The organism is Bacterioplanes sanyensis (assembly GCF_002237535.1).
In the GTDB taxonomy this organism is placed as follows: domain Bacteria; phylum Pseudomonadota; class Gammaproteobacteria; order Pseudomonadales; family Oceanobacteraceae; genus Bacterioplanes; species Bacterioplanes sanyensis_A.
This window is the reverse complement of sequence record NZ_CP022530.1, coordinates 480,288-503,197: the sequence shown is the minus strand read 5'-3', so window position 1 is coordinate 503,197 and position 22,910 is coordinate 480,288. Positions and strand designations below refer to the sequence as shown.

Annotated in this window: 19 protein-coding genes, 1 tRNA gene and 1 pseudogene; 5 read left to right on the top strand and 16 right to left on the bottom strand. The window is 52.0% G+C overall.

What is annotated here, in order from left to right:
* The first annotated feature begins 43 nt into the window (after positions 1–43).
* Together CHH28_RS20470 and CHH28_RS02250 are read left to right on the top strand one after the other, a co-directional pair.
* Positions 44–427 (top strand): transposase, encoded by a 384-nt coding sequence (locus CHH28_RS20470; RefSeq protein WP_094058567.1) that lies wholly within the window; start codon positions 44–46, stop codon positions 425–427.
* Positions 394–822, top strand: a pseudogene (locus CHH28_RS02250) (IS5 family transposase); the annotation flags it as partial. The gene CHH28_RS20470 and the pseudogene CHH28_RS02250, both read left to right, overlap by 34 nt.
* 31 nt (positions 823–853) lie before the next feature.
* Here the strand turns inward: CHH28_RS02250 and CHH28_RS02245 are convergent.
* The 7 genes from CHH28_RS02245 to CHH28_RS02215 all read right to left on the bottom strand — a co-directional run bounded on the left by CHH28_RS02245 (position 854) and on the right by CHH28_RS02215 (position 7,383).
* Entirely contained in the window at positions 854–2,302 is a 1,449-nt protein-coding gene (locus tag CHH28_RS02245) for a hypothetical protein (RefSeq protein ID WP_094058783.1), read from the bottom strand.
* 186 nt (positions 2,303–2,488) lie between these two features.
* The gene (locus CHH28_RS02240) at positions 2,489–3,946 is read right to left on the bottom strand and encodes a hypothetical protein (RefSeq protein WP_094058782.1); all 1,458 of its coding nucleotides are present in this window, start codon (positions 3,944–3,946) and stop codon (positions 2,489–2,491) included.
* A gap of 63 nt (positions 3,947–4,009) precedes the next feature.
* The gene (locus CHH28_RS02235) at positions 4,010–4,474 is read right to left on the bottom strand and encodes a hypothetical protein (protein ID WP_094058781.1); all 465 of its coding nucleotides are present in this window, start codon (positions 4,472–4,474) and stop codon (positions 4,010–4,012) included.
* Positions 4,475–4,512: 38 nt separating this feature from the next.
* Complete coding sequence (locus tag CHH28_RS02230) at positions 4,513–5,532, bottom strand: hypothetical protein (protein ID WP_094058780.1); 1,020 nt, start codon at positions 5,530–5,532, stop codon at positions 4,513–4,515.
* 319 nt (positions 5,533–5,851) lie between these two features.
* Positions 5,852–6,178: a branched-chain amino acid transporter permease gene (locus CHH28_RS02225; RefSeq protein ID WP_094058779.1), complete on the bottom strand. Its 327-nt coding sequence runs from the start codon at positions 6,176–6,178 to the stop codon at positions 5,852–5,854.
* Between the two features lie 9 nt (positions 6,179–6,187).
* Entirely contained in the window at positions 6,188–6,865 is a 678-nt protein-coding gene (locus CHH28_RS02220; RefSeq protein ID WP_233243713.1) for an AzlC family ABC transporter permease, read from the bottom strand.
* Positions 6,866–7,062: 197 nt separating this feature from the next.
* Positions 7,063–7,383, bottom strand: a complete 321-nt coding sequence (locus tag CHH28_RS02215) for a hypothetical protein (protein ID WP_094058777.1) — start codon at positions 7,381–7,383, stop codon at positions 7,063–7,065.
* A 356-nt stretch (positions 7,384–7,739) separates the two neighbouring features.
* Here CHH28_RS02215 and CHH28_RS02210 point away from each other — a divergent pair.
* From CHH28_RS02210 to CHH28_RS02200, 3 genes are all read left to right on the top strand, one after another.
* Positions 7,740–7,816 (top strand) — tRNA-Arg (locus CHH28_RS02210).
* Between the two features lie 457 nt (positions 7,817–8,273).
* Positions 8,274–8,642: a group I truncated hemoglobin gene (locus CHH28_RS02205; protein WP_094058776.1), complete on the top strand. Its 369-nt coding sequence runs from the start codon at positions 8,274–8,276 to the stop codon at positions 8,640–8,642.
* Between the two features lie 134 nt (positions 8,643–8,776).
* Entirely contained in the window at positions 8,777–11,896 is a 3,120-nt protein-coding gene (locus CHH28_RS02200; RefSeq protein WP_094058775.1) for a M66 family metalloprotease, read from the top strand.
* Positions 11,897–11,948: 52 nt separating this feature from the next.
* Here the strand turns inward: CHH28_RS02200 and arcC are convergent, their stop codons facing one another.
* From arcC to CHH28_RS02155, 9 genes are all read right to left on the bottom strand, one after another.
* Entirely contained in the window at positions 11,949–12,878 is a 930-nt protein-coding gene (gene arcC, locus CHH28_RS02195; RefSeq protein ID WP_094058774.1) for a carbamate kinase, read from the bottom strand.
* Between the two features lie 39 nt (positions 12,879–12,917).
* A complete protein-coding gene (gene argF, locus CHH28_RS02190) occupies positions 12,918–13,922 on the bottom strand; it encodes an ornithine carbamoyltransferase (RefSeq protein WP_094058773.1) in 1,005 nt (334 codons plus the stop codon).
* A gap of 86 nt (positions 13,923–14,008) precedes the next feature.
* Positions 14,009–15,238, bottom strand: a complete 1,230-nt coding sequence (locus tag CHH28_RS02185) for an arginine deiminase (RefSeq protein WP_094058772.1) — start codon at positions 15,236–15,238, stop codon at positions 14,009–14,011.
* Between the two features lie 27 nt (positions 15,239–15,265).
* Positions 15,266–16,672 (bottom strand): YfcC family protein, encoded by a 1,407-nt coding sequence (locus CHH28_RS02180; protein WP_094058771.1) that lies wholly within the window; start codon positions 16,670–16,672, stop codon positions 15,266–15,268.
* Positions 16,673–17,216: 544 nt separating this feature from the next.
* Positions 17,217–18,065: a mechanosensitive ion channel family protein gene (locus tag CHH28_RS02175; RefSeq protein WP_094058770.1), complete on the bottom strand. Its 849-nt coding sequence runs from the start codon at positions 18,063–18,065 to the stop codon at positions 17,217–17,219.
* Between the two features lie 256 nt (positions 18,066–18,321).
* Positions 18,322–18,771 (bottom strand): helix-turn-helix transcriptional regulator, encoded by a 450-nt coding sequence (locus CHH28_RS02170; protein ID WP_157729732.1) that lies wholly within the window; start codon positions 18,769–18,771, stop codon positions 18,322–18,324.
* On the bottom strand, positions 18,750–19,799 hold the full coding sequence (locus tag CHH28_RS02165) for a heparan-alpha-glucosaminide N-acetyltransferase domain-containing protein (protein ID WP_094058768.1): 1,050 nt from the start codon (positions 19,797–19,799) through the stop codon (positions 18,750–18,752). Before CHH28_RS02165 ends, CHH28_RS02170 begins: the two co-directional genes overlap by 22 nt.
* Before the next feature lie 31 nt (positions 19,800–19,830).
* Complete coding sequence (locus CHH28_RS02160; protein WP_157729731.1) at positions 19,831–20,535, bottom strand: (2Fe-2S)-binding protein; 705 nt, start codon at positions 20,533–20,535, stop codon at positions 19,831–19,833.
* A complete protein-coding gene (locus CHH28_RS02155) occupies positions 20,528–22,897 on the bottom strand; it encodes a GNAT family N-acetyltransferase (protein WP_094058766.1) in 2,370 nt (789 codons plus the stop codon). Before CHH28_RS02155 ends, CHH28_RS02160 begins: the two co-directional genes overlap by 8 nt.
* Positions 22,898–22,910: the final 13 nt, after the last annotated feature.

The window sequence follows — 22,910 nt, the reverse complement described above, 5'->3', positions numbered from 1 at the left end:
GTCCGATATAATAATCAAAACTATCAGCTTCAACTCCTCCACCATGAAACGTTCAACCTCAGAACTGACCGACCAACAGTGGGCACACATTGAGCCTTGTTTACCCAGCCTGCCTCGTGGCAAAGGGGGTCCCAAACCTATCAGCAATCGAGCCTGTTTCGAGGGCATTTTATGGGTCTTACGTTCAGGTGCGCGCTGGCGTGATCTACCCGAGCGCTATCCTTCACCGAGTACCTGCTGGCGCCGCCTTCAGTACTGGGAAGAGCAAGGTGCATGGGTCAAAGCCTGGCGTAAGCTTCTTCGCGTTCTGGATCAACAGTCGCGGTTAAATTGGGAAGAATCGTTTTCTGATGGTAGTTTTGCACCCGCAAAAAAAGGGGCCTCGGTGTTGGAAAAACCAAGCGTGGTAAGGGGTCGAAGTGGATGATAGTCGTCGATGGCGAAGGCATTCCAATCGGGCTGACACTTGGCTCAGCGTCACCGGCGGAGGTCAATCTGATTGAGGCTTTGTTAAATGTTTCCTATGGCAAGAGCAAGGTGAAGCGTTTGATTTACGATAAAGCGGCAGACTCTGATCCTCTGCGAATGGCGTTAAAGAAACGGGGCGTTGATCTCATTTGTCCACATCGTCGAAACAGGAGAAAAGCGCCGCTGCAAGATGGTAGAAAGCTGAGAAGGTACGACCGTCGCTGGAAAGTAGAGCGCACTTTTGCTTGGCTTGGAAATTATCGGCGATTAGTGGTTCGATGGGAAAGAAAGCTCTCAATGTATCGAGCCTTCTTTCACGCCGCCTGCATGATGATCGTGCTAAAGAAGTTGTGAAACAGCTTCTAGCAACATACAAGCTAAATTATCAATTTAGCTCTTCCATCGCGATGCCAGCATGAAATCCGCATTCGTCTTTGAATAAGTCACAATCTGCATACTCTTGTGGAGAATAGCGGTAGATGTAATAGATCTTGTTGTTAGTGAGGTGAATGTCAGAGATTGTACTGTAGGCACCAATAGATTTGTTTATCATAATTTCAGTGGATTGGTCTGTTTTTCTATAAACAATGCCATGGCCTTTGCGCAATAAGTCGTGTTCCCTTCTGTAACCCGAAGATCCATAGAGTATAAGACTGTTGTCAGAATCGAGCGTTGTTCCTTGCACATAATCATGTTTGTCTAAATTGATGCTCTCAGTAGATTCTCTGATTGCAGATGTAACATTGTACGTTGCGACTATTGCATCTATGTCTTGGTGTTCAGTGCCGTTTATTCCTTTTCGGCGGAGTGCATTACTGACAACCATCAACTTTTCACCCTGCCATTCAATGCCAGCAAGTTTCTTTATGTTGTCAGGGATGCTGTCAACAAACCGATTTGACGATTGACTGTTCATATCCAGCACGGTAACAATTGTTGATGACATGTCTGATATGTCATCAGTGAGATGGTCGTTGAAGTGCTTATTAATGATGGGAAGTGAAACTTTATCAAAGCTATAGGCGACGGCTACTTTTCCATGTTTGCTTATAGAAAAGTCCATGTCGTCCACTACGCTAGAAAACCCAGGAATGATTTGATGGCTTGAGCCAATTGAAAGGTCTTTGTTTAGCTCATACAGAGTTAATCCATATACCTTTGCAAGCAAGAAAAGGTTATCGTTTTTCCATTCTAATTTGGCGTATTCGCCCTCTTTAATAATAGGCTTGTTGTCTTTGTGCAGATCTGCGAAGGTCTCTACGCTAATGTCGGTAGGGGTCCTTGAATAATAAAGAAGATCATGCGCATCTGGTGTGTCAATCAAGGCGCGCTGTTGGACAACTTGGCCTGCTTGGTTTAGCTGGCTTAAATGTAAGCTGTAATCGAAGATGCCCTCTTTGACAGCCTTGAGCAAAAATATTGTATCCCTATCAGAAGTGATAACATCGACCAAAATCTGTCCATCTTCAGCGATATGAGTGAACGATTCCTGTTGATCATGGCAATGTAATGATTGATGCCAGCCACCTGCCCAACTATCGATGTGGTCTGTCAGAGACTCTTTGTCATCTGAAGTCCGGGATATATAACACCAGCTGCCGTCATCATTGACTGAAAGCTGGATTATATCTGACTTATTTGTGTCAGTGAGACTAACTAAGTCGCCACTTGTGTTGTTGTGGTCAGTGTTGTCATCTGTGCTTTCCGTAGGTTGGTCGGTACTTGTAGCGGGAGGCTCTGCTGTAGTTGTTGGACTGTTACTGTCCTTGCTGGAGCTGTCAGATCCACATGCGGAAAGTAGGGTGAGAGACAGAGCTATCAGTATGTTTTTCATGGGTTTCTATTTATTGCAAAAGTTCTATGGTTACGCGAGATAATTTGTTATCTGACGCGTCTTCTGAGTCCGTTATGGTTGAGGCGTATGTGGAGAAGGAGGGCGCAGATATCATGCAAAGGCGCTATGTAAATTGCCATGGCAACCATTGCCTGATACCCGCGGCGTGGCCGTTCCAACCCCATATTACAGTGCCAAGCTACCGATGCCGGATTTTTGCCAGCACAAGGTATTGTCGTTATCACAGGTATGGGTGATCGAACCATCAAAGTCGTAGCGATAGTACAAATGGTTCTCCAACCAGAACAGTTGCGTAATGCTCGAATCACGAGGCAGCTCTAGCTGGGCTCGCTCGGTCAGTTGGCCTTGCTCTCCAACTTCCAAGATAACCGCGTGGCCATAGCTGGTTTGACTGTTGCTATCGACTTGAATGTAGCCACTTTTACCGCCTAACCACAGCTGGCCGCTCGGGCTTATGGCCGCATCGAATACTCGATCTTCTTGGTCGTAATGCAGTACTTTTGAACTGATGGTGGTGCCACTGACGGGGTCTACTTGATAGGCAAAGGCATCCCATTCGAAAGTGCCGCCCGCAGCATTTTCTTTATTATGCAGTGCGTGACCTACCAAGGTAAGAGCATCGTTTTGCCAGAAAACTCGGACCAGTTGATCTGTGACATCGGCCTGACCTATCAGATGCTGATGTTGCAGTTCTCCACTGGGGTTGAGTACGGTTAATGCGATGTCACCGTTGTTGCCCAGGTTGGGATATTGCGCAGAAAAGTGTTGGTTGTATATAGCGGTGTCATTGCCAAACAACTCAAATGCAACCACGACCTCACCATTATCATTCACAGCGAACTCGCTGTGATTGGCCAAGGAGCCGGACCAAAACCAAAGCCAAGTGTAAGCAGGCATGACTTGATGTGACCAGTTGATATCGAAATCCGCATTTAGCTGGTATACCTGCACACCGTAGCTGTGCAGTAATAGATACAGTTGGCCATTCTTTTGAATCAATTGCACCACGCTACTGTCGGGGAACTGAGGGCGATTATTGTCGCTTAAAAAGGTGAGCTCGCTAACAATGATCTCGCCGTCGGAAACATCGTAATACAACTTGTCTTGCTCATTGGGTGTGTGGGTAAACCAGCGCTGGTGTTGCAGGTCTCCGCTGATTGAATAACGACTGAAGCGCAATTCATTGTCGAATAACTCGTGCGGTGAGTCGTTATTTTTTACCGCTTCAATCAGGATTAGCTGCTGGCTGTCGGTGAATTCGATATCCACCAGGGCGATGCCTTCGTCTGGCTGATAGTGCCAGGTTTGCTGCTCGCCGCTGTGGCAGGTCAAACTGTTTTGCCAGCCTTGCTCCCAAGCACTGCCAGCGCGATAGCTGTCGGTTTGTTGTGCATGGCGCTCAATGAAACACCAGTGGCCATCGGCATGTACGGCTAAGTCGGTGTACTGGGATACATAAGCATCGTCGATTTGTTGAGGCTGAATTAAACTGCCGCTGGGCCTGGGCTCTGGTGTTTGCGGCTCGGTCGTATCAGCGGAGTTATTGGAGCTTGAGCCGCCACCACAGGCGCTGAGTAATGCGCCGCACAGCAGGGATGAAATCGTTATTTTTAGTTTATTCATATCATGTCCTGATCGAAAACAACCACCGTCCCGATGGTGTGAAAAAGCCTTGCGGGCCATCCGTTAAATACGGATGCCAGCAAAGGTATCGCGCAATTCCTGCATGCGCAGCCATAAATCGCGGCACTGCAGCGCTGTGAGCTGCGGGCAGGGCACGGCGAAGTTGTCTACGTCAACAAAGTAGGCGTCTGGGCCGTTTTCGATCCCGACGCTCAGGGTGACATGGGAGGCAATGCCAAATAGAAATTGCTGTTGAGCCGCCTGCGCTTGCAGCAGCTCGCGCGCTCGGACAAAACACTCATTGGCCGTCCAGTGCGGTTGTTCCCGTGCCAACTGTTGTTGTTTGCTGGCCAGGTGCTGCATCACCCAGCGCTGCAATTGTACCTGTTCAGGAAAAGCGTGGGCGCGATAACGGCGAATGCACTGTTGCAGGGTTGGATTAATCTCACTGGGCGAGTGAATCAGCGCCGGCAGTTGGTAGCGGCGTTGCGGGCAGCTGATAAGGACAGAAAGCGGGGCTGTATTCATGCATTATTGTGTCGCCAATGCGGTGCCGCCGGCAAGTGCTATCGACCGCCGGGCACCTTTAAAGCACGCAGCGCTTTTTCGCTTTGAATCTGTTGCTTGATCATGCTCGGTCGCAAAGTATGAGAGGTATCGACGCCATTGTGCTCTTGTCGTGCTGACTCGGCATGATGCTGACGCAGCACCTGATTGTGGTGGGCCAGCTCTTGGCTGGTGCTGTGAAATGTCGGTGTAATGGCGCTGTCTACTAGGCTGATCAAAGCTCGGCTGGCTTTCGGATCACTTTTGGCGAGGTAGGCCAAGTCAGTATTACGTTTGCTGGCCAGCTCATGTTGTTGCTGGCGATGTTCCTGTTCCGATAAATGATTAGGCCGTGGCGTTTGTAGCGACTTGGCCCAGGCCGCAGCATTAATGCGGCTTTTGCGCGAATCGTCAGTAATCAGGTCTTTTACCCCTTTAGCCAGTGTGGCGGTTTTGGCAATTAACGAATGCGGTGTCGGATCGAACGCTTTTACGGCACTGAGGTTACGGTCCGATTCCTTTTTATCGATCAGGTTATCGAACACCGGCTTCATCGCATCCGCGTGTTGTTGGCGATCGGCTTTGAGCTTCTCCACATCGCGCTGCGCCAAGCCGGCATCCACGCCGGCCATAATATTGGTGCCAAATGGAACCACATGGCTGACCACCGCTTTGCCGCCGGCTTTGGCCGCTTCGCGAGCGACGTCAGTCTCTTTGTATTTTTGCTTACCAGACTCCTTGGCACGCTTAAACATATTGGCCTGATCGACGGAGCGGTCCACCTGGTAGTTAAAACGCACGTCCAGCATGGCATGCGCTAGGGTGCGCGAGTCGGATGCTTCTCCAGCAACGGGCGACATGCCTTGGCCGATTTCGCGATGGATGTCTGCCATGCGTTTGCCCTTGGCCGACATATCGGTCATTTCGATATCCATCGGGCCGTTATGGCCAGTTTGTACGCTGCGCCGGACTGGGCTGTGCTGGTTGGACGACGATTTGCCCGACATATCCGTCATTTCGATTTCTTGTGGTTCTGGCATATGAACTCTCCCTGTCACTGCGGCGTTCTACGAGCGAGTTGAACATCAGGCAGAAAGCATGCCGAAAACTTGGGTGCGAACGGTGGGTGGCGCTTTGGCTGTGTAAATGGTGGGCAATGAGTCAGCGGGAGGTATACAAGCCAGTGGTGAGTGCGTGGCTTCATTGTTCACTGAGCCGGCGCAAGTCGTGCAGCATTATTCTGTGGAAAGTTAAGTAGGAGACTTCTTATGCGTTTTGATAGAAGGCGATAACAAACTTGGGTCGCAATTGCGTTAGCTGCGACCCGGTCAAGCGAGACCCGGTCAGGCCCAGGCCCAGTCAGGCGAGACCCAGATGCACCAAGCTCATGTACAGGGTGGTGCCACCGACAATGCTCAGCAGTGCTTGGCGGAACAGCAGATGCAGTAAGGCCACCAACAGCAAGCACACCAGCTGCGGTAAAAAGTCCGCGCTTAAAGCCACATCCGTTTTGAAAGAATACAGCACCAAGAGCACCATAATCATGGGCGGCAAATACCGCCCCAAATGCACCAGCAGTGGGTGGTCTGCGACCTTGTGCAACAGCACAAAGGGCAGCACGCGCGTAGCAAAGGTGGCCAACGCCAGCACGGCAATGACCGGCATTAATTGCAGAAATGATTCCATCAATACGCCTTAACGACTGGCGCGCTGCATCATCAGCACGCACAGGCTTAACAAAATAGCGATCAGCAGCATGTGATCGCGGCTAATCAGCAACAAGGTTCCCAAGCCAATGCTCAACGCCAGCCAGAACGGCCACGGCTCGCGAATGTGTTTGTACTGCTCGATGGTGAGCACCATAAATAGCGCTGGCAAAACAAACTCAATACCTGCGGTAGAAAAACTCATTTGGCTGCCAATAAAAGCGCCAATGGTGCAGCCCAGCACCCAATACGCGTGATTAAACGCCGCCAAGCGGAACTGCAGCTTGCCCTCATCGATGTTGCTGGGAACGGAAGTCGATGACAGCAGCGAATAGGTTTCATCCGTCAGGCTGAATATCTGGTACCAGCGCCGCCAACCGCGATTTTTGAGCCCCTTCACCAACGACAAACCATAAAAAATATGGCGTGCATTTAACAATAAGGTGGCAATCACCATTTCGAGCAGGCCAGCCTGATTGGCCAGCAATCCCACCGCCAGAAATTGCCCGGCACCGGCGTACATAAACAGGCTCATGGCGGTGGCGTAAAGCCAGTGATGGTCCAGCTCGGTGAACAACATGCCGAAGGCAATACCGAGCGGCAGATAACCGAACATCACCGGTAACGAGGTGCGCAGAGCCAGTTGATTGACAGACGAAAGATGCACTAAACAACGACCATGGACAGCAAAAAGGCGGCGATGATAGTGATGTAATTACGCCGACGCAATGTGCTTTTCTGGTACTCAGGTATGGCACCAGAAAAGTCAGCTTAGCGGTCTATCAGGTTGGGACTGGTCTACCAGGTTAGCGCTTGGCCAACAGCAGCGATTGCCTCTTACTACCTACAGCCATGGCATAGGGTTTATACGAAGGGCACTATGATGCCCACTGCGCACAGAGCAAGGACGGTCAAGGCCATATAACAAGCGCTGCTGATCCGTCGCATTGAGCGATGCTCAACCGTATTGGATTCCAGTTCAATCGGCGGCAAACCCGCTTCAATACGCGCCTTGTTTTCTTGCTGCAGAACCTGAGCTTTATAGGCACGAAGCTCGGCTTGCTGGATGTCATAGTGTTGCAGCAGGTCCGCAGATGGCAGGCGCTTTTGGCGCGTTTTCATCCAGGTTCCCGCATTGGCCAGCGTGATGGGCTGAGCCGTTAGCGTGGGTGCAGGGTCAGGCATGGGGTGGTCCGGTGAATCCCTAATAAATTATCAGCGCATACTAGCAAAACTACTGTCGTATCGTTAGCCGCAAATCGTGCCTCAGGCTAGATAAAAACCGCAATTTGCTGACATTTGTGATCAAATCGTCGAAATCGAACATCAAATGTGGGTGTTGCACGGGTTGATCTGCAGAGGAATCCAGCAAACTGACATTGCCAACGGACAAACTGGCGAAGCTCGACGCTGAGTGTTGGGTATAAGTTCTGTTGTCACTACCTATGGTATAAACCGCAGCTGAGCGGGTGTAGTGCCGATACGAAAAAGTGTATATAATCCACGGCCTTACGCCACTGACAGCCCAGTCAGTTGGCCATCCGCCCGTAGCTCAGCTGGATAGAGCGCTGCCCTCCGGAGGCAGAGGTCAGAGGTTCGAATCCTCTCGGGCGGGCCATTTCGTATGCTTTCCTCGAAGTCTCACACTTCAGCTTATTACCACGCTTTAACAAAGAACTTCAGACTTAGCCCGTGCTGGATGAGAAGCTCTGATAGGTTCGACCAATGGCCCGGAGCCATTGAGTCCGCCGCAGGCGCCCGGAGGGTGAAGGGCAAGATGCCCGAAAGACTATCCTCTCGCATAATCTTCTCGAAGCATTCCACCTCCGAAAACTCCCAAGCTTCTCTAAAAACCTCAGGCTTAGCCCGTGATGGATGAGAAGCTCTGATAGGTTCGACTCGTAGCGAGCTTGCGAGCGCAGAGAAAATCGGAGCATGCGACGATGGGCCGAAGGCCGACAGTCATCCGCTCGGGCGGGTCATTTCTCCTTGCTTCTCCGTGGGCTGTAAATGATCCGGCGGCCATTTCCCGTCTAATCTCAAACCACCCAAAAGGCCTTTACGAGGATAGGTGCATGGAATCACTGTATCAGCAGTTAGGTGGAGCGGCAGCCGTCGAGGCGGCGGTGGACGGCTTTTACAACAAGGTGTTGGCGGATGATCGCTTGCGCCACTTTTTCGAAGGCGTCGATATGAGTCGTCAGGCGGCCCATCAAAAACGCTTTTTAACCTATGCCTTTGGTGGCAGTGAGCATTACCCCGGCAAGTCCATGCGCCAGGCCCATCAGCGTTTGGTCGACGATATGGGCTTAGCGGATCAGCACTTTGATGCGGTGGTGGAAAATTTGGCTGCGACCTTAGAAGAGCTATCCGTGCCGGCGGAGCTGATTCAGCAGGTGGCGGGCATTGCTGAATCCATTCGTGATGAGGTGTTGTGTCGTTAGGGCGGTGTGACAGGTCGTTGTTTGATAATAAATAACGACCCAGTTCGCAGTTTTACCTGCCAGGTCTCGCAGGGCCCTTGTGCTGATTAGGGTTGTACGAATAATGATCAGCCCTGTTTTTTCAAGAGACCGCCATGAAGTCAGTATCTCCCTTATTTGTTGTTGCATTATCTTCGTTATTAGCCGCATGTGGCGGTAGCAGCGATTCAGGACGTGATGGTGCAAATGACCAAGAAACTCCAAGCACTGGGACAGATACCGACCAAGGAGGCACTACCGATAGTGCAGGTGATGATACGACCACTCCCGATACTTCTACAGGCGATACTGGCGCTTCAGATAACGGCTCCGAAGACGACGGCGATGACGATACAGGGACTGGCTCTGGTGATGGAAGCAGCTCAGGAGATGACCAAGGCGATAACCCTGACAACAACACGGGAACCGACGGTGACACTGGCTCTGGAGACAATCAAACGGGCGACAACGGTGACACTGATAGTGGTAGCGGCAATGAGACGGATGATGGCAGTGACCAAGACGCGGATGGCAGCGACTCAGACGATAATGACGACAGCACAGCCGACGCAAACAGCCTGACCTTGGCACCGGCCGTGAGCCAGGGTGGCTATGTGTATCAGCCTCAGTATGCTGATGTGGCTGCCGGTGCTCAATTTCAAGCTGTACAGTTGCCAGCTTGGGCGAAACTCAACGCCACCACTGGCGCTATTTCTGGTATTGCCGGCAGCGCTGGTGATCAGGTGATAGAGGTTGAAGCGGTGCAAGGTGAAGTGCACAGCCGTTATCGCGGTACTCTGACGATCGAAGCCGCAGAGGCTTATCAAAGCAACGATAAAATCGACTTTTACGCCCGCAACTACGACGGCCAAGCACGTACTCTGCGCAATGATTTACGCGGCGAATTGGCTGGTGAAATTCAATTTGTGCAGTCGCATTCAGTAGCACCGGCTGGCAACTTTCAGCGCAATACTGGCGATGAGACTCAAAGCCGCTATATGCCGCGTTTAGTGGCCCAGCGTGATGCCTTGGTGTTGTTTTTCCCGCATCAAAGTCAGGCTTCTGTGACCTCGGCTGAAGCGGATTTGCTGGTCAATGGTCAGCTAATAGAAACGCTGACGCTAAAACATCCAAATACCTTGCCCGATGCCGACGTGGCGGCCAGTCAAGTGACCTACTCCAAGCAAGCCTGGTGGGGAATTATCCCCTGGCAACATGTTCGCAATGGCATGGAATTGCGTTTTCGCTATAACGGCCAGCAAGGCGACTTGAGTGCCAGCGATATCGATGTAGGTTTGGCTACGCAGCTGATTCTGCAAAACGTTCGAGTTGGTATGCTAACCGCTCCACCGGCGTCCTCGGATGATCATTTTGCTTCTAACGATCCTGTGTTGGCCGCAGCGGATTATTTTCAAACAATGCCGGTTTCACGTTTGGTGGTAGCGAACTACGCCGATATTCAGCTCAATAAGGTGATGATTGCCGACGGCACCATTTACGACAGCAGCAGTGCCGATGATGGCGATGTGTACAGTGGTGATATGCGCGAGAACGTGGCTAAGTCGCAAATCAGTGTTGGCATTAATATGGCCAACTTTGGTTACAGCAGCCATAAAATGGACCAGGGTTATCCCCATGTGTTTAAGCAAATTACCAATCACCACGCTCAGGGCCAATATCAAAATGGTGTTATTAAACACGGCCTGAGCGGTGGTAACGGCATAGGCACCCTGTATGCCACAGCGGGTAATGAAGCCAGCCACGAGTGGGGTCATGCCTATGGTATTGGCCATTACCCCGGTCAAGATCTGACAACAGATGGACGTTGGGCCGTGCACCATGCCGACAGTGGCTGGGGCTATATTGCTCATCGTAAGCATTTGCGCACCGGCGTAGTGAGCGTTGATGACAATGGCCAGATGAGCTTTAACAAAGATTCTATGTCAGGCGGCTGGGACGCTTCGCCACTGTCACGCTACACCCATTACACGGGCTACAGTGCCCGTTTAATTCAAAACAATTTGGAGCAGTTCCCGCTGGCGGATAGCAGCTTTAGCAGCGGCTATAAGCGTTGGGATATTACCACAGGTAGCTATCAAAATTATGATGATAACCGCCCAGTACCCACTCAGGTGGGGGTTGCCGTGGCGACCTTATTGGGGGCTTATGATCCAGACAACAATAGCGCGGTTATCTACCCAGTGTTTCATGGTAACTATGGCAATGTGTTTGACTTGGCGGCGCCAGCCAGCAGTGGCGATGCTTGCTGGTTAAAGGTCAGTAACGGCAATAATGAATCGCGTTTGATTGCCGTGTCAGCCACTCGCCACGATGCCGGTACGGTGAATCAGCTGCATATAAATATCGACGCCGCATTTCGCCCAACTCGTGCGCAGCTGTACTGTCGTAAAAACGGCAGTGAAGTTGAGCTGACCAGCACGGATTTTGATGGTCAGATTCCTACCTTGCCGGAAGTGGGCTTGGCAGGTCAGGATCATGGTTATGCAAGTTTAAAAGCCCGTGATCTGGCTGCCATTGAGCAGGGCCTAGCGGCGCAAAGCCAAGACTTAAGCTTATTGTCAGACGAGCTGCAGCAGCTGATTAACAGCTATGACAGCAGTGAGTTATTAGCCAGTTTGTCGCTGCAATCGGCCGTACGTTTGCAGAACTGGATGAACCTGCAACAGGCGGCCAATGCAGTGGACGTGTTGCTGCAACATGCCAGTGCTAAGCAATTTTCCAATGCTGAAACAGCCGCGCGTTTGCAGCTGCATTTGAGTGAATCCGGGCTGGCCAAAAACCAGGTCGCCACTTTGCAGGGACAAGCCATTTCTGGTGACGGTGTAATTTTTGATGTGCAGGGCTCACAGCTGATCCTGACCACTGGCAGTGCCAATGACAGTTCACCGACTTGGTTAATGGATGCCATTGGACGCTTGCACCCTGTTGCTAGCCCATGGCTGTGCGCTGAGCCGAGTGATAGTGGTGTGGCACTAAATGCCTGCCAGATTACAAATTCGGCCCAGCGCTGGCAGTACGACAGTAATGAGCAGTTGAAAAATGAGCAGTCAGGCAAGTGTCTCGATTATGCCCGTACCTCCGGCACTCTGATTTCCTACTCGTGTCATGGTGGCAGCAACCAGCGCTGGCAAGGTGTACTGAGTAGTGACGAACCTTGGCTGGCAATGCTGGGTAGTGAGGCTTTGCAGTCGGTTTGGCAACACCTGCGTCAATAAATAGATGTAAATAAAAAACGGCGCCGAGGCGCCGTTTTTTATTCGCCTGTCATTAGGCGTATTCAATGCCATCGACATCCAAGCTGACGCAGGTACCTGCGTTGCCAGCGAGAATGTCTGACAAATCATTTAAGCGGCCAATAGCGGCCATTTTTCCGGTGGCTTTTACAAACTCACAGGCGCCTTGTACTTTTGGCCCCATGGAGCCGGCGGCAAAATCCATCGCTGCCAGCGCATCGGGATGAGCGCGGCGAATGGCGCGCTGCTCGGGCGTGCCAAAATCTACGCACACTTCAGGGACGTCGGTGAGCATCACAAAGGCATCGGCATCCAGTTGGCGTGACAATAAGCCGCTGGCGAGGTCTTTATCGATCACCGCTTCAACACCGTGCAAATGACCCTGCTCATCAAAGCTGACGGGAATACCACCGCCGCCAGCACAAATCACGATGACACCTTTTTCCACTAATAAGCGGATGGTGTCGATTTCGATAATGCGCTGCGGTCTAGGCGATGGTACGACACGGCGCACCTTATCGCCGTCGGCGGCCAGGCTCCAGCCTTTATCGGCGGCCAGTGCCTCGGCTTCAGCGGCTGTGTACACAGGTCCAATCGGCTTGGTTGGGTGCTGAAAAGCCGGGTCATTTTGATCCACCACAATTTGCGTTAGCAGGGTGACAATGTGATCGTCTTTCGGCACCACGTTGCCCAGCTCTTGCTCGATCATGTAGCCAATCATGCCGACGCTTTCTGCGCCTAATACATCCAGCGGAAAAGCCGAACCTTGCTCATAAGCTGCGTCCATTAATGCCAACAGGCCCACTTGCGGGCCGTTGCCATGGGCGATCACCAGCTCATGCTCGGCGTGAACGGCAGCCAAGGCTTTTACTGCCTGGCGCACGTTATCACGTTGGTTATCGGCGTTCAGTGCTTGGCCGCGTTGCAATAATGCATTGCCCCCAAGGGCGACGACGATTCTCATATCGGCCTCCTAATTATTGGGCTAATTTATTGAGCTAGTTTATTGGCCTAAAGTGGCAACGAGTAAGGCTTTAATGGCGTGCATGCGATTCTCTGCTTGCTCAAATTGAATGGCGGCCGGCGATTCAAATACATCTTCGGTCACTTCCATGGCACTGAGGCCGAAGCGCTCTTCAATTTTGCGGCCGACCTCGGTTTCCAAGTTATGGAACGCTGGCAGGCAGTGCATGAATTTCACCATCGGATTGCCGCTGGCTTGCATCAGTTCCGCATTGACCTGATAGGGCTTGAGTAAATCGATACGCTGTTGCCAAACGTCGTCGGATTCGCCCATCGATACCCACACATCGGTGTGCACAAAGTCGGCACCTTTAACGCCTTCTTGTGGGTCTTCAGTGATGGTGAGTTTGGCGTTGTAGCGAGCTTCGATTTCGCGAGCAGCGGCAATGTACTCTTCTTCCGGCCACAGTTCTTTCGGTGCAGCAATGCGCACATCCATGCCCATTAAACAGCCAGCAATCATCAGTGAGTGGCCCATGTTCGAGCGCGCGTCACCGCTGTAGCAATAGCTGATTTCGTGCCATGGTTTGTTGTTGCTGTATTCACGCATGGTCATTAAATCGGCCACCATTTGCGTGGGGTGGAATTCATCGGTCAGGCCGTTAAATACCGGTACCCCAGCGTGTTCTGCCAGCTGTTCGGCGATGGTCTGGCCGAAACCACGGTACTCAATGGCGTCGTACAAACGCCCCAATACACGCGCGGTATCGCGTACCGATTCTTTTTTACCCATGTGTGAGCCGGTTGGGTCCAGATAGGTCACGTTAGCGCCTTGGTCGTAAGCGGCCACTTCAAATGAGCAGCGTGTACGAGTGGACGACTTTTCAAAAATCAGTGCGATGTTTTTACCCGTTAGGTGTTTTACTTCTGAACCAGCGTATTTAGCGCGTTTTAAATCGCGGGCTAAATCGAGCAAGAACATCATGTCGCGTTGGCTGAAGTCGAGTAATTTTAAAAAGCTACGGTTACGCAGGTTAAAAGCCATGATTTCGTCTCCACGGGGTCGTGCCCCGGTCTGCGCAGACGCTAAGCGATAGCGCCTGCAAGAAAATTTGTGTTATTGGGCGAGCATTAAAACGACACTGCTTCGCGTTCGATCGGACAAGTCATGCAGTGGCCACCGCCGCGGCCGCGGCCGAGTTCAGCCGAATTAATGGTGATGACTTCGATGCCGGCTTTGCGCAGTAAATCGTTGGTGTAGACGTTGCGGTCATACGCCACCACCACGCCAGGTTCCAGCGCTACCACGTTGTTGCCATCGTCCCATTGCTCGCGCTCACGCTCGTAGCTGTCGCCGCCGGTGGTGACAACGTGCAATCTATCGAGGCCTAAGCAGTCGGCTACCACGTCGTATAAGTGGCCGGATTCTTCGGTCAGATCGAGCTTGTCGCCGTCGCCTGGGCGTAAAGAGAAGCAATGAATTTGGTCACACACTTCTTGGTAGGCGGTGGCTTTGTCGATGTCACACAGCGAGAACACAGTGTCTAGGTGCATGGCGGCGCGAGACCGAGGCATCTGACACGCGACCACGCGCTCGGCGGCGCCGGCAGCAAACAAGGCTTTGGCCACCTGACCCACGGCTTGGCGAGTGGTGCGCTCACCCATGCCAATAAGCACGCAGCCATTGCCGATTGGCATCACATCGCCGCCTTCTAGGGTCGCCAGACCATGGTCTTCGTCCGGATCTCCCCACCAGATGCTGAATTCTTTGTCAGCAAAGAAGGGGTGGAATTTGTATATAGCCGCGGTGAGCAGCGTTTCTTGTCGACGCGCAGGCCAGAACATCGGGTTGAGCGTGACACCGCCATAAATCCAACAGCTGGTATCGCGGGTAAAGGTGCTGTTGGGCAGCGGTGCCAATAAATACGCTTCTTCATTGGTGTAGCGAGCGAAAATATTGTCGTGCATAAAGGGTGTTTCTGCCGCCAATACGCCACCAATTAAATGCTGCGCTAGCTGCGCCGCAGGCAGCTCGTTGAGCCAACCACGAAACTCGTCTTTGAGTACTTCACCGACAATATTGGCAGTGATCTTATGCTCCAAAATGTATTGGCGCCCAGCATCGGTGGCGACCACGTCGGCCAGCAAGTCGTGCATTTCCAATACATTGACGTCACGCGCGCGCATTTTGTCGACAAAGTCGCGGTGGTCTTCGCGCGCGCGTTTTACCCAAATCACATCGTCATACAGCAGGTCACCGCAGTTGGTTGGGGTGAGGCGCTCGTGTGCCAGCCCTGGCGTGCAGACCATGACTGTTTTTAATTTGCCAACTTCGGAGTTGGCGCCCATCAATTTACTCATAGTTATCACCTAATCATGCTATGTGGTTCAAATCATGGTGCCGACGCTCAGTACGGCCATCAGGAAGACGGTCAGTACGAGCAGCAGTGGCCACATAAATTTGAGCCAGGTTTCATACGGCACACGACCAATTGCCAGGCCACCCATCACCACGGCAAATGTCGGATTAATCATATTGACCAGACCACTGGCGGACTGGAATGCAGTCACTACCAAGTCACGGCTGACGCCAGCAAAATCCCCCAGCGGCGCCATGATCGGCATGCTGAGTACGGCCAAGCCAGAGGACGATGGCACTAGGAAAGACATGGCGACTTCGATCCAATACACCACGTTAATAAAGACGATGGGCGACAGGTCAGCCACCAGCCCTTCAGACCAGGCCAGTGCGGTGTCGCTTAAATGTCCGGCGTCCATGATCACCACAATGCCTCGCGCCAGACCAATGATCAGCGCAACGCCGAGCAAATCGCGGGCACCATCAACAAAGTTATCGACCAAGTCTTGCTCTTTCATGCGATTGACCAAGCCAACGACAATCGCGGCAACAATAAACAGCGCCGCCATGCGCGCCATCCACCAACCGGCGACGGCCACGCCCCAGATCATGATGGCAAACACCAGTGCGAACAGAATCAGAGTAATGTCTTCTTTTAAGGTCATTTCCTGCGAGTGGCGGTCGGCACTGTTGCGCAGAAAGTGTTTTTTGTTGTCTTCGTGTTTGTCTTTGACCAGCGAGTGGCTCATGTCGGCACGCACTCGCGCAGCGTAGCGCATGACGTAAATCACGCAGATCAGCCAGCCACCACCGAGAATAAACAGACGCAATCCCAGCCCTTCGGTAAAGGCAATGCCAGCGGCGTCGGAGGCAATCACGGTTGCGAATGGGTTGATAGTGGAGCCAAGTGTGCCGATGGCGCAGCCCAGCATGATGACGGCAACGGCAGTGACGGTGTCATAACCGGCGCGCAGCATGATGGGAATTAAGATGGCGTAAAACGCTAGCGACTCCTCAGCCATGCCATAGACAGTGCCGCCGGCGGCAAACAGCGCCATCAGAATTGGAATCAGCCACTGCTCTCGCCCTTCGAATACATCCATGATGCGTTGGATGCCATGGTCGATGGCACCGGTTGCGTTGACCACACCGAGAAAGCCACCCAGCATCAACACAAACAAGGCAACGTCGATGGCACCGGCTTCGTAGCTGTCACTGTCATAGAAGCCGTTGATGGGCGCCAAGGCAATTTCTTCCAAGCCTTGGGGATTGGACTCGACGGGAGCAAAGCTGCCAGGCACAGGCACGTCTTTGCCCAGTTCTTCATTATGCACACGTTCGTATTGCCCGACGGGCACCACCCATGTCAGGGCGGCCATCAGGGCAATCAGTGCGAACAAAATAGTAAACGCACTGGGGAAGCGGAAGCCTTTCATATCTCCTCCAACTGTTATTCGTTTTTATCGACTGGGTTCGCGCAGAACCGCAGCTTTGTTGTGACCAAGGTGTAACGTAAAAACGATATAGAGAAGCGACGAAAAAGAAGATGACTTGAGTCATCAGAAGCATCGCAGAAATGATCTGGTGGGTTATATGTGAGCGGTATCGGAATAAATCGTGATGTGCGTCAATGGCAGCCAGCAGCATGTCTCAGAATTTAATTTAGACAGCTATGTCAGGTTGGCTTGATATGCCGTGTTTTGATGCGGCTTGTGTTGTCTCTATTACGGGTTGAATCTTATGGCAACCATAATTGACCTCATTTCTCATAGGGATTTTGAGCTGGCGCGACGAATTGTTATTGGTGTTTTTGCTGGTGCATTCTGCAGTACTTTCTGCCGGTGCGTTTTTGAGGGGTTTTCTGTGCTTTAGGTGAATGGCTGGAGTATCGATAAGCTGTCCTTAACAATGCTTATATAGGTGGTTAGGTTATAAGGTTATGGTTGTCAATGTTGCAGGTAAGGCTCTGGTTTTATGTTGTCATGAATCGAAGGTGTCTCTATTGTTAGATTTTTCCAGTTCTTTGTACCAGTAGTCTAAAACCTCATCTGTCAGTTTCTCTTCGATGATTGCGGCTTCCGGTGTAGGGCAAAAAATAGTGATTTTGAATTTATTTTTTCCTAAGTCGGTTGTTGAAACACTGACGCTCACATCTGGTCCTGACAATGTTACTCCCATGCGTGTTTCTAACATGGAATTATACCGCTTTGCGACTTCCTCAAACGGCTGACAGTACTCGTGTGCTCTGTGTTTTATGAAAGATTTAATCGGAATTAGATTTACGTTCTCTGCATCTCTGATAATAGAGAAGGTGTGGTTGACGTAGCGGCGCATGTAGTTGAGGTTTTGAATGGTGCCGGTGACAAAGAGGTTGTTGGGGATGATTAATGTACGACCTGTGTAGCCATAACTTCCTGATTCAATGTCTACCTCCAGGAGCTTTGTTGTCATCCAGTCGCTGCTAACCACTTCGCCATATTGATGATTCACTTTGATCCAATCGCCAATGCTGAAGATACGAGAGCTGGCTTGATAAACGGCCCCAAGAAAACACTGAATGAACTCTCTGGTGGCGATGATCAATGCCACAGTAAACGTTGCAATGGACAGCGCAGCAAAACGGAGTTCAGATAACCAGATGACGATAAGTCCAACCACGATCGCAGTAGTGGTGATGTTTCGCGCCAGATTGATCCAGCGGCGATTTATATCAGACTCTCCAGTGGGAATCTTAGGTAGGAACTTAACGCTGGCCCAACGCAATAGTAGTGCAACGACTAAAAATGCAATGGAAGCCAGTGCTTTGTATTCAAACGAAGACTCGTTCATGTATCTTCCTCAGGATTAATCTAACACCGCGTTAATATCACTTAAGTGTAGACGGTGTTATGGTGAGAAGCTTTCTGAGTTTCTGTCAATGTGAACAGCTTCAATACCTTCAGAAGGAAGAATGACACTTTATTTCCGGGAAGTTCAGTTCGCTCTAATATTTACAGCTATGCGTAATGGATAGCGGCATTGGTTTATGCCCAAATAGACGGTGAATTTTTTTTTGTCCATCAAGAAATGGGCAGAAATGAAGACATTACTTTCCTACGACCAGTTCCGTGGACAACATGGTTCCAGTATTACCATCGAGCCAGTGCAGCGCTGTATCTGTTAGGTGCAACGGCAATAAACAGTCTTGCCAACTACCGCGCTGGCGATAGCGTCCTGGGGTTGTGTGAAATGCCTGTTTAAAAGCGCGATGAAATTGAATATCGGATTCAAAGCCGCACTGCCGGGCAATATCTGCCTGGCGCTCGCAGCTATAAACCAACAACCAAGCGGCGCGGCATAGACGTCGTTGGCGTACGTAATACGCCAAGGTAATGTCCAGTTCAGCAAACGCACGTTGCAACTGCCAACGACTGCAACCGGCCACACTGGCTAAGCCAGTGAGAGTTAAATTGCCTTCTAACTGGCCTTCAACTGCTTCCAAAACACGGGCCACACGGCGCTGTTGCAGCGGAGTTAAGCGGTTCGCCAGCGCCATAGCCGCTCCTTTTGCTGATCGTATAGCCACTGCACTGCCAAGGTGGCTGCCCAGGCTGGAATGATTAATAACAAGGTTCCAGCGACGCCCTGGGTTTGAAAGCCAACGATGCCCATGCCCCAACACACCAACACCCATTGAATGACATACAAGGACGTCACTCGCTGGCTGCAGTAGCGCCAGGCGGACATCAGTGCGTCTGGGTAGTGCCAACGCACTGAACATTGAATTAACCACAGCGCCAGCAGCGTAATACCGAGCAAATACAGGGTGCCGCCGGGTCCGTGATGAAAAAAGTTACCCATATGCAGCGCGGCATCGTAGCGATATAAGGCAAAACCGAGCGCCATACTTAGGCCTCCTATCCATGGCAGTGCGCGCACACATTGCTGTGGGCTTTGTCGCCACCATTGCCCCAACGCGGCGCCAAAAAAGATAAAACTGGCCCACGGCAGCATCGGAAAATAGACCTGATAGTCATGGCCAGCGAACAGCTTTAAAACGTAATGCTCAGCATCGATCCATTGCCGCAGCCAAGGTGTCATCAGGGCGATGACAATGCCGACCACACACCAATGCAGAGCGCTGGTTATGACGCACTGCAGCAAGGCATACAGCGCCAGTGTTAGTCCGGCCAGCTGTAAAATGTCGCCGGTGGATAGCAAGTACAATTGCTGACCAACCGACAGCGGCGCTTGCCAGCCATACGCCTGAATAAATGCCTCTGGTAACACGCCGGCATGCAAGGGCAGCAAAAACTTCAGCGCATTCATGAGATAGCCCAAGGCGATTAATTGCACTGACCGTATTAAATGCTCGCTGGTCGACTTATGGCGAGCCAGCTGCAATGACATGCCCATAAACAGCAAAAAAGCGGCGGTACCTTTGCCCAGCGTGTGTAGCAGGTGGCCCAGCCAAGTACTGCCTTGGGTGTCGACGCTGGCGTACATCCACATCACATGCACACACACCATTACCATTACGGCCAAGCCGCGGCCAATATCGACCGCTTCTATGCGCTCGTTCATGCTCTCTCCTTATTGCTGAATGTATTCACGGTTAAGCGGTTTGTTTTAACGTGGCGGTTTTATGCTGTGCTTTCGGACAGCCTTCGCACAGTTCGCCGTCTTCGGTTAAATAATGGAAACAGCAGCTGCCGCGTTGCATGCGCCAGCCTTGTTGTTGATTTAAGAAAATCAGATCGCGACGGCCTGCCAGCGGCTGCTGTGCCAGCACCGCCTGTTGCCAATCTTGCCCATAGCGATACCAAGCATCGGCGTCGCGCGCCGCATGCCAGCCGGCTTGCAGACCCAGCCACAATAAATCCGCCAACAGCCCCCACAGCGATTTACTTTTTAATGGCAATAACCTTTGCAACAGGGTTTGCGCCTGCTGGGCGAACTGCTGCAAATGTTGCCCTTGTTCAGTGATGCGCACCGACAAGGGCAGCGCGCTTGGTTGTGCTGGTAGTTCGCGCACGCCATACACGCTGCCGTGCTGACAGCCTTGTTGCAGGCCATCGAGTGGCAGCAGGGCGTGAGCGTCGTGCACCGCAGCCAGAGAGGCGTACACAGGTTGCCACAGCAATAAGGTCCAGCAGCGGTGGTGGCGGTAAACCGATGGACTGTTTACATGTGCTGCGTGCACCCGCTCGACCATAGCCGCGACGCTGTCAGGCTGTGACAGCGACACCCACAGCGGCGCCTGTTGGCTGAGGCTGATGGCCGCATGCCAATGCCTCAACCAATGTGGCTGCTCAGTCAACGCAGGGCTCCAGGGCATACGCCGCTAGCGGGTTTTTTAGCGTGCCGGCAAACACCAAGCTGCCAGCTGGGTCAGTTAAATCGACCATTTGTCGGTGGTTACGCAGCTGCAAACGATTCAGGCAGGAGTGGTCGAACTCCGCGCAGAATAGATCGTAATGCGCAAAGCGCTGTTGCAACTCTGGGTGCTGCGCTTGATAGCGCTGTGCCACTTCAGCCACGGTGCGCCAGAATGTGTCTTCGTCCATCACATCGGCTTGCCATAACTGCTGGCTTAAGTAGCGGAAAACTCCGTCAAAAACGTCGGTGAATATCGACAGCAACTCCTTGTCTTCTGGCATGGAAATGCGAATGCGCTCGACCTCTGCTGGCAAGGCTTGCTCGCTGTTTAATAAACACACTTCCTCGCCGATGTCCTTCATCAGGGCCCGCACGGGAACGCCGTTTTCCATAATCAGAATCAGGTTTTCGCCGTGCGGCATAAACACCAGTTTGTGGGCGTAAAAACAATGCAGCAGTGGTACAAAGTAGGCTTCTAAATAGGCGGTTAACCAAGCTTTGGCACTCAGGCCGCTGGTTTTAATCCACTGCGCAGCCAGCGAATGGCCGTGTTTATCTTGGTGCAGCAGTGCTGCCATAGTGGTGAGTGTTTGGCCAGGCTTGAGCAGCGCCACTGGGCTTTCGCGCCATAGTCCTGCGAGGGTTTTCTTAAATGGATGGTCGCTGAGTTCGGCGTCATTAAAAAAGGGTTGTTGATAGCCGACGGCGCATATTTCACGCAACAAAGTGAAACCACTGGCTTGCAATTGAGCATCGTTATTGAGCTTTTGATACAGCCAATCGTTAATCGCGGGGGTCACTTTCATGTACTGCGCCGACAAGCCCCGCACAAACCCCATGTTGATCACCGACAACGCTGTTTTGACATAATTGCGTTGTGGGTAGGAGCGATTAAAAAAGGTACGAATGGATTGCTGAGCCTGATAATAATCATCGCCATGACCCAACATGACCAATCGCTGTTGCGCTAATTCGGCGGCGTAAATAGAAGCCAATTTATGCTGCCATTGCCACGGGTGCGCGGGAATCAGCACATAGTCAGATAAAGACAAACCTTGCTCAGCCAGCTGCTGTTGAAAGCGTGCCAGCGTGGTGGCATCAAACTCTTGCTCCAGCCACTGTTGATAGTCCATTTCTGGCAGGTGCGATAAACACACAAAGTCGCGATGAGCGGCCAGCCACACCAAACGCATGACGCTTCCGCTTTCTGGCGCGCGGGTGCGTAAATCGGTTTGATCAAACCCAAGGCGGCCATTGTTGGCAATAAAGGCCGGGTGACCTTCGCTCATGGCGGCTTCTAAGGTTTGAAAATCGGCCTGTGCCAACTGCTCGCAGGTTAAGCCTGGTCTGGCCAGTTTATAAGCGCGCCCGTACAGGGTATTCGCCAGCTCTTCCAAATAGCCATTTAGCTGCTGCTGAGATAATCCCAGCTGGGACTGAAATTCCACCACCCACTGCACGGCATCGAGGGCGCACGGCTGCTGGTTATGCCAGCGTTGAATCGAGCCGGGCTCAATGCACCAGTGCTCCAGCGCCATTTTTCGCGCTTTAAACTGATACCGGGCGGCGCCGCTAACCAGCTGATAGCCGCCATCAATGGCCTCTGGCGTAATCAGACGTTCATGCGCGGCTTCACTGATGCATTTGGCCACTTGCTCGGCATTGGCTTGGCGCCAAATCTCGCTAGTGAGTGGTTCGCATGCCCGCTGTGGTTGGTGACGCAGTGACAACGCATGCTGTGGTGCATCGCCATCGCATTGCTGTAATTGCAACGCGTGATCGAAGTCGCGGCGCTGGCACAGGCCAATAAATGCGTGTTTATGGCCAAGGTCGACAGGGCCGTGATGACGAAAACCAAAGCGGCTGTTGAGAGTATGAATGGCATGATTGCGTGCATCGGGCTCGACCACCACACGCGAATGTCCCTGTGCAAACAGCCCTGCCATGACCGTGGCAAACACATGACGACTAAACCCGGCAATGGGCTGCTGAGCCGGTGCCAATAATAAATGCATGCCGATATCACCGTCACCTGCTTGGTAGTGCTCAGCCAATACAGAGGTCGGGTCATAGGTTTCTACCACAAAGGCCGGTGTACCTTGATGCAACCCCAGCGAAAGCGTATGGCCTTGCTGTTGCAGCGTTTGATACTCCTGCGCCAGCGCCGCCAAGCTGAAATCCTGATACCCCCAAAAATGGGCATAAGGTTGGGTTACCCATTGATGAAACAGGGGTAAATGCTCATCCATCGAAAAAGGCACCAGGCTCATTTTGCCGATGGGGGTGTGTTGTTCAAAGTGCATGAATAACCTCGTG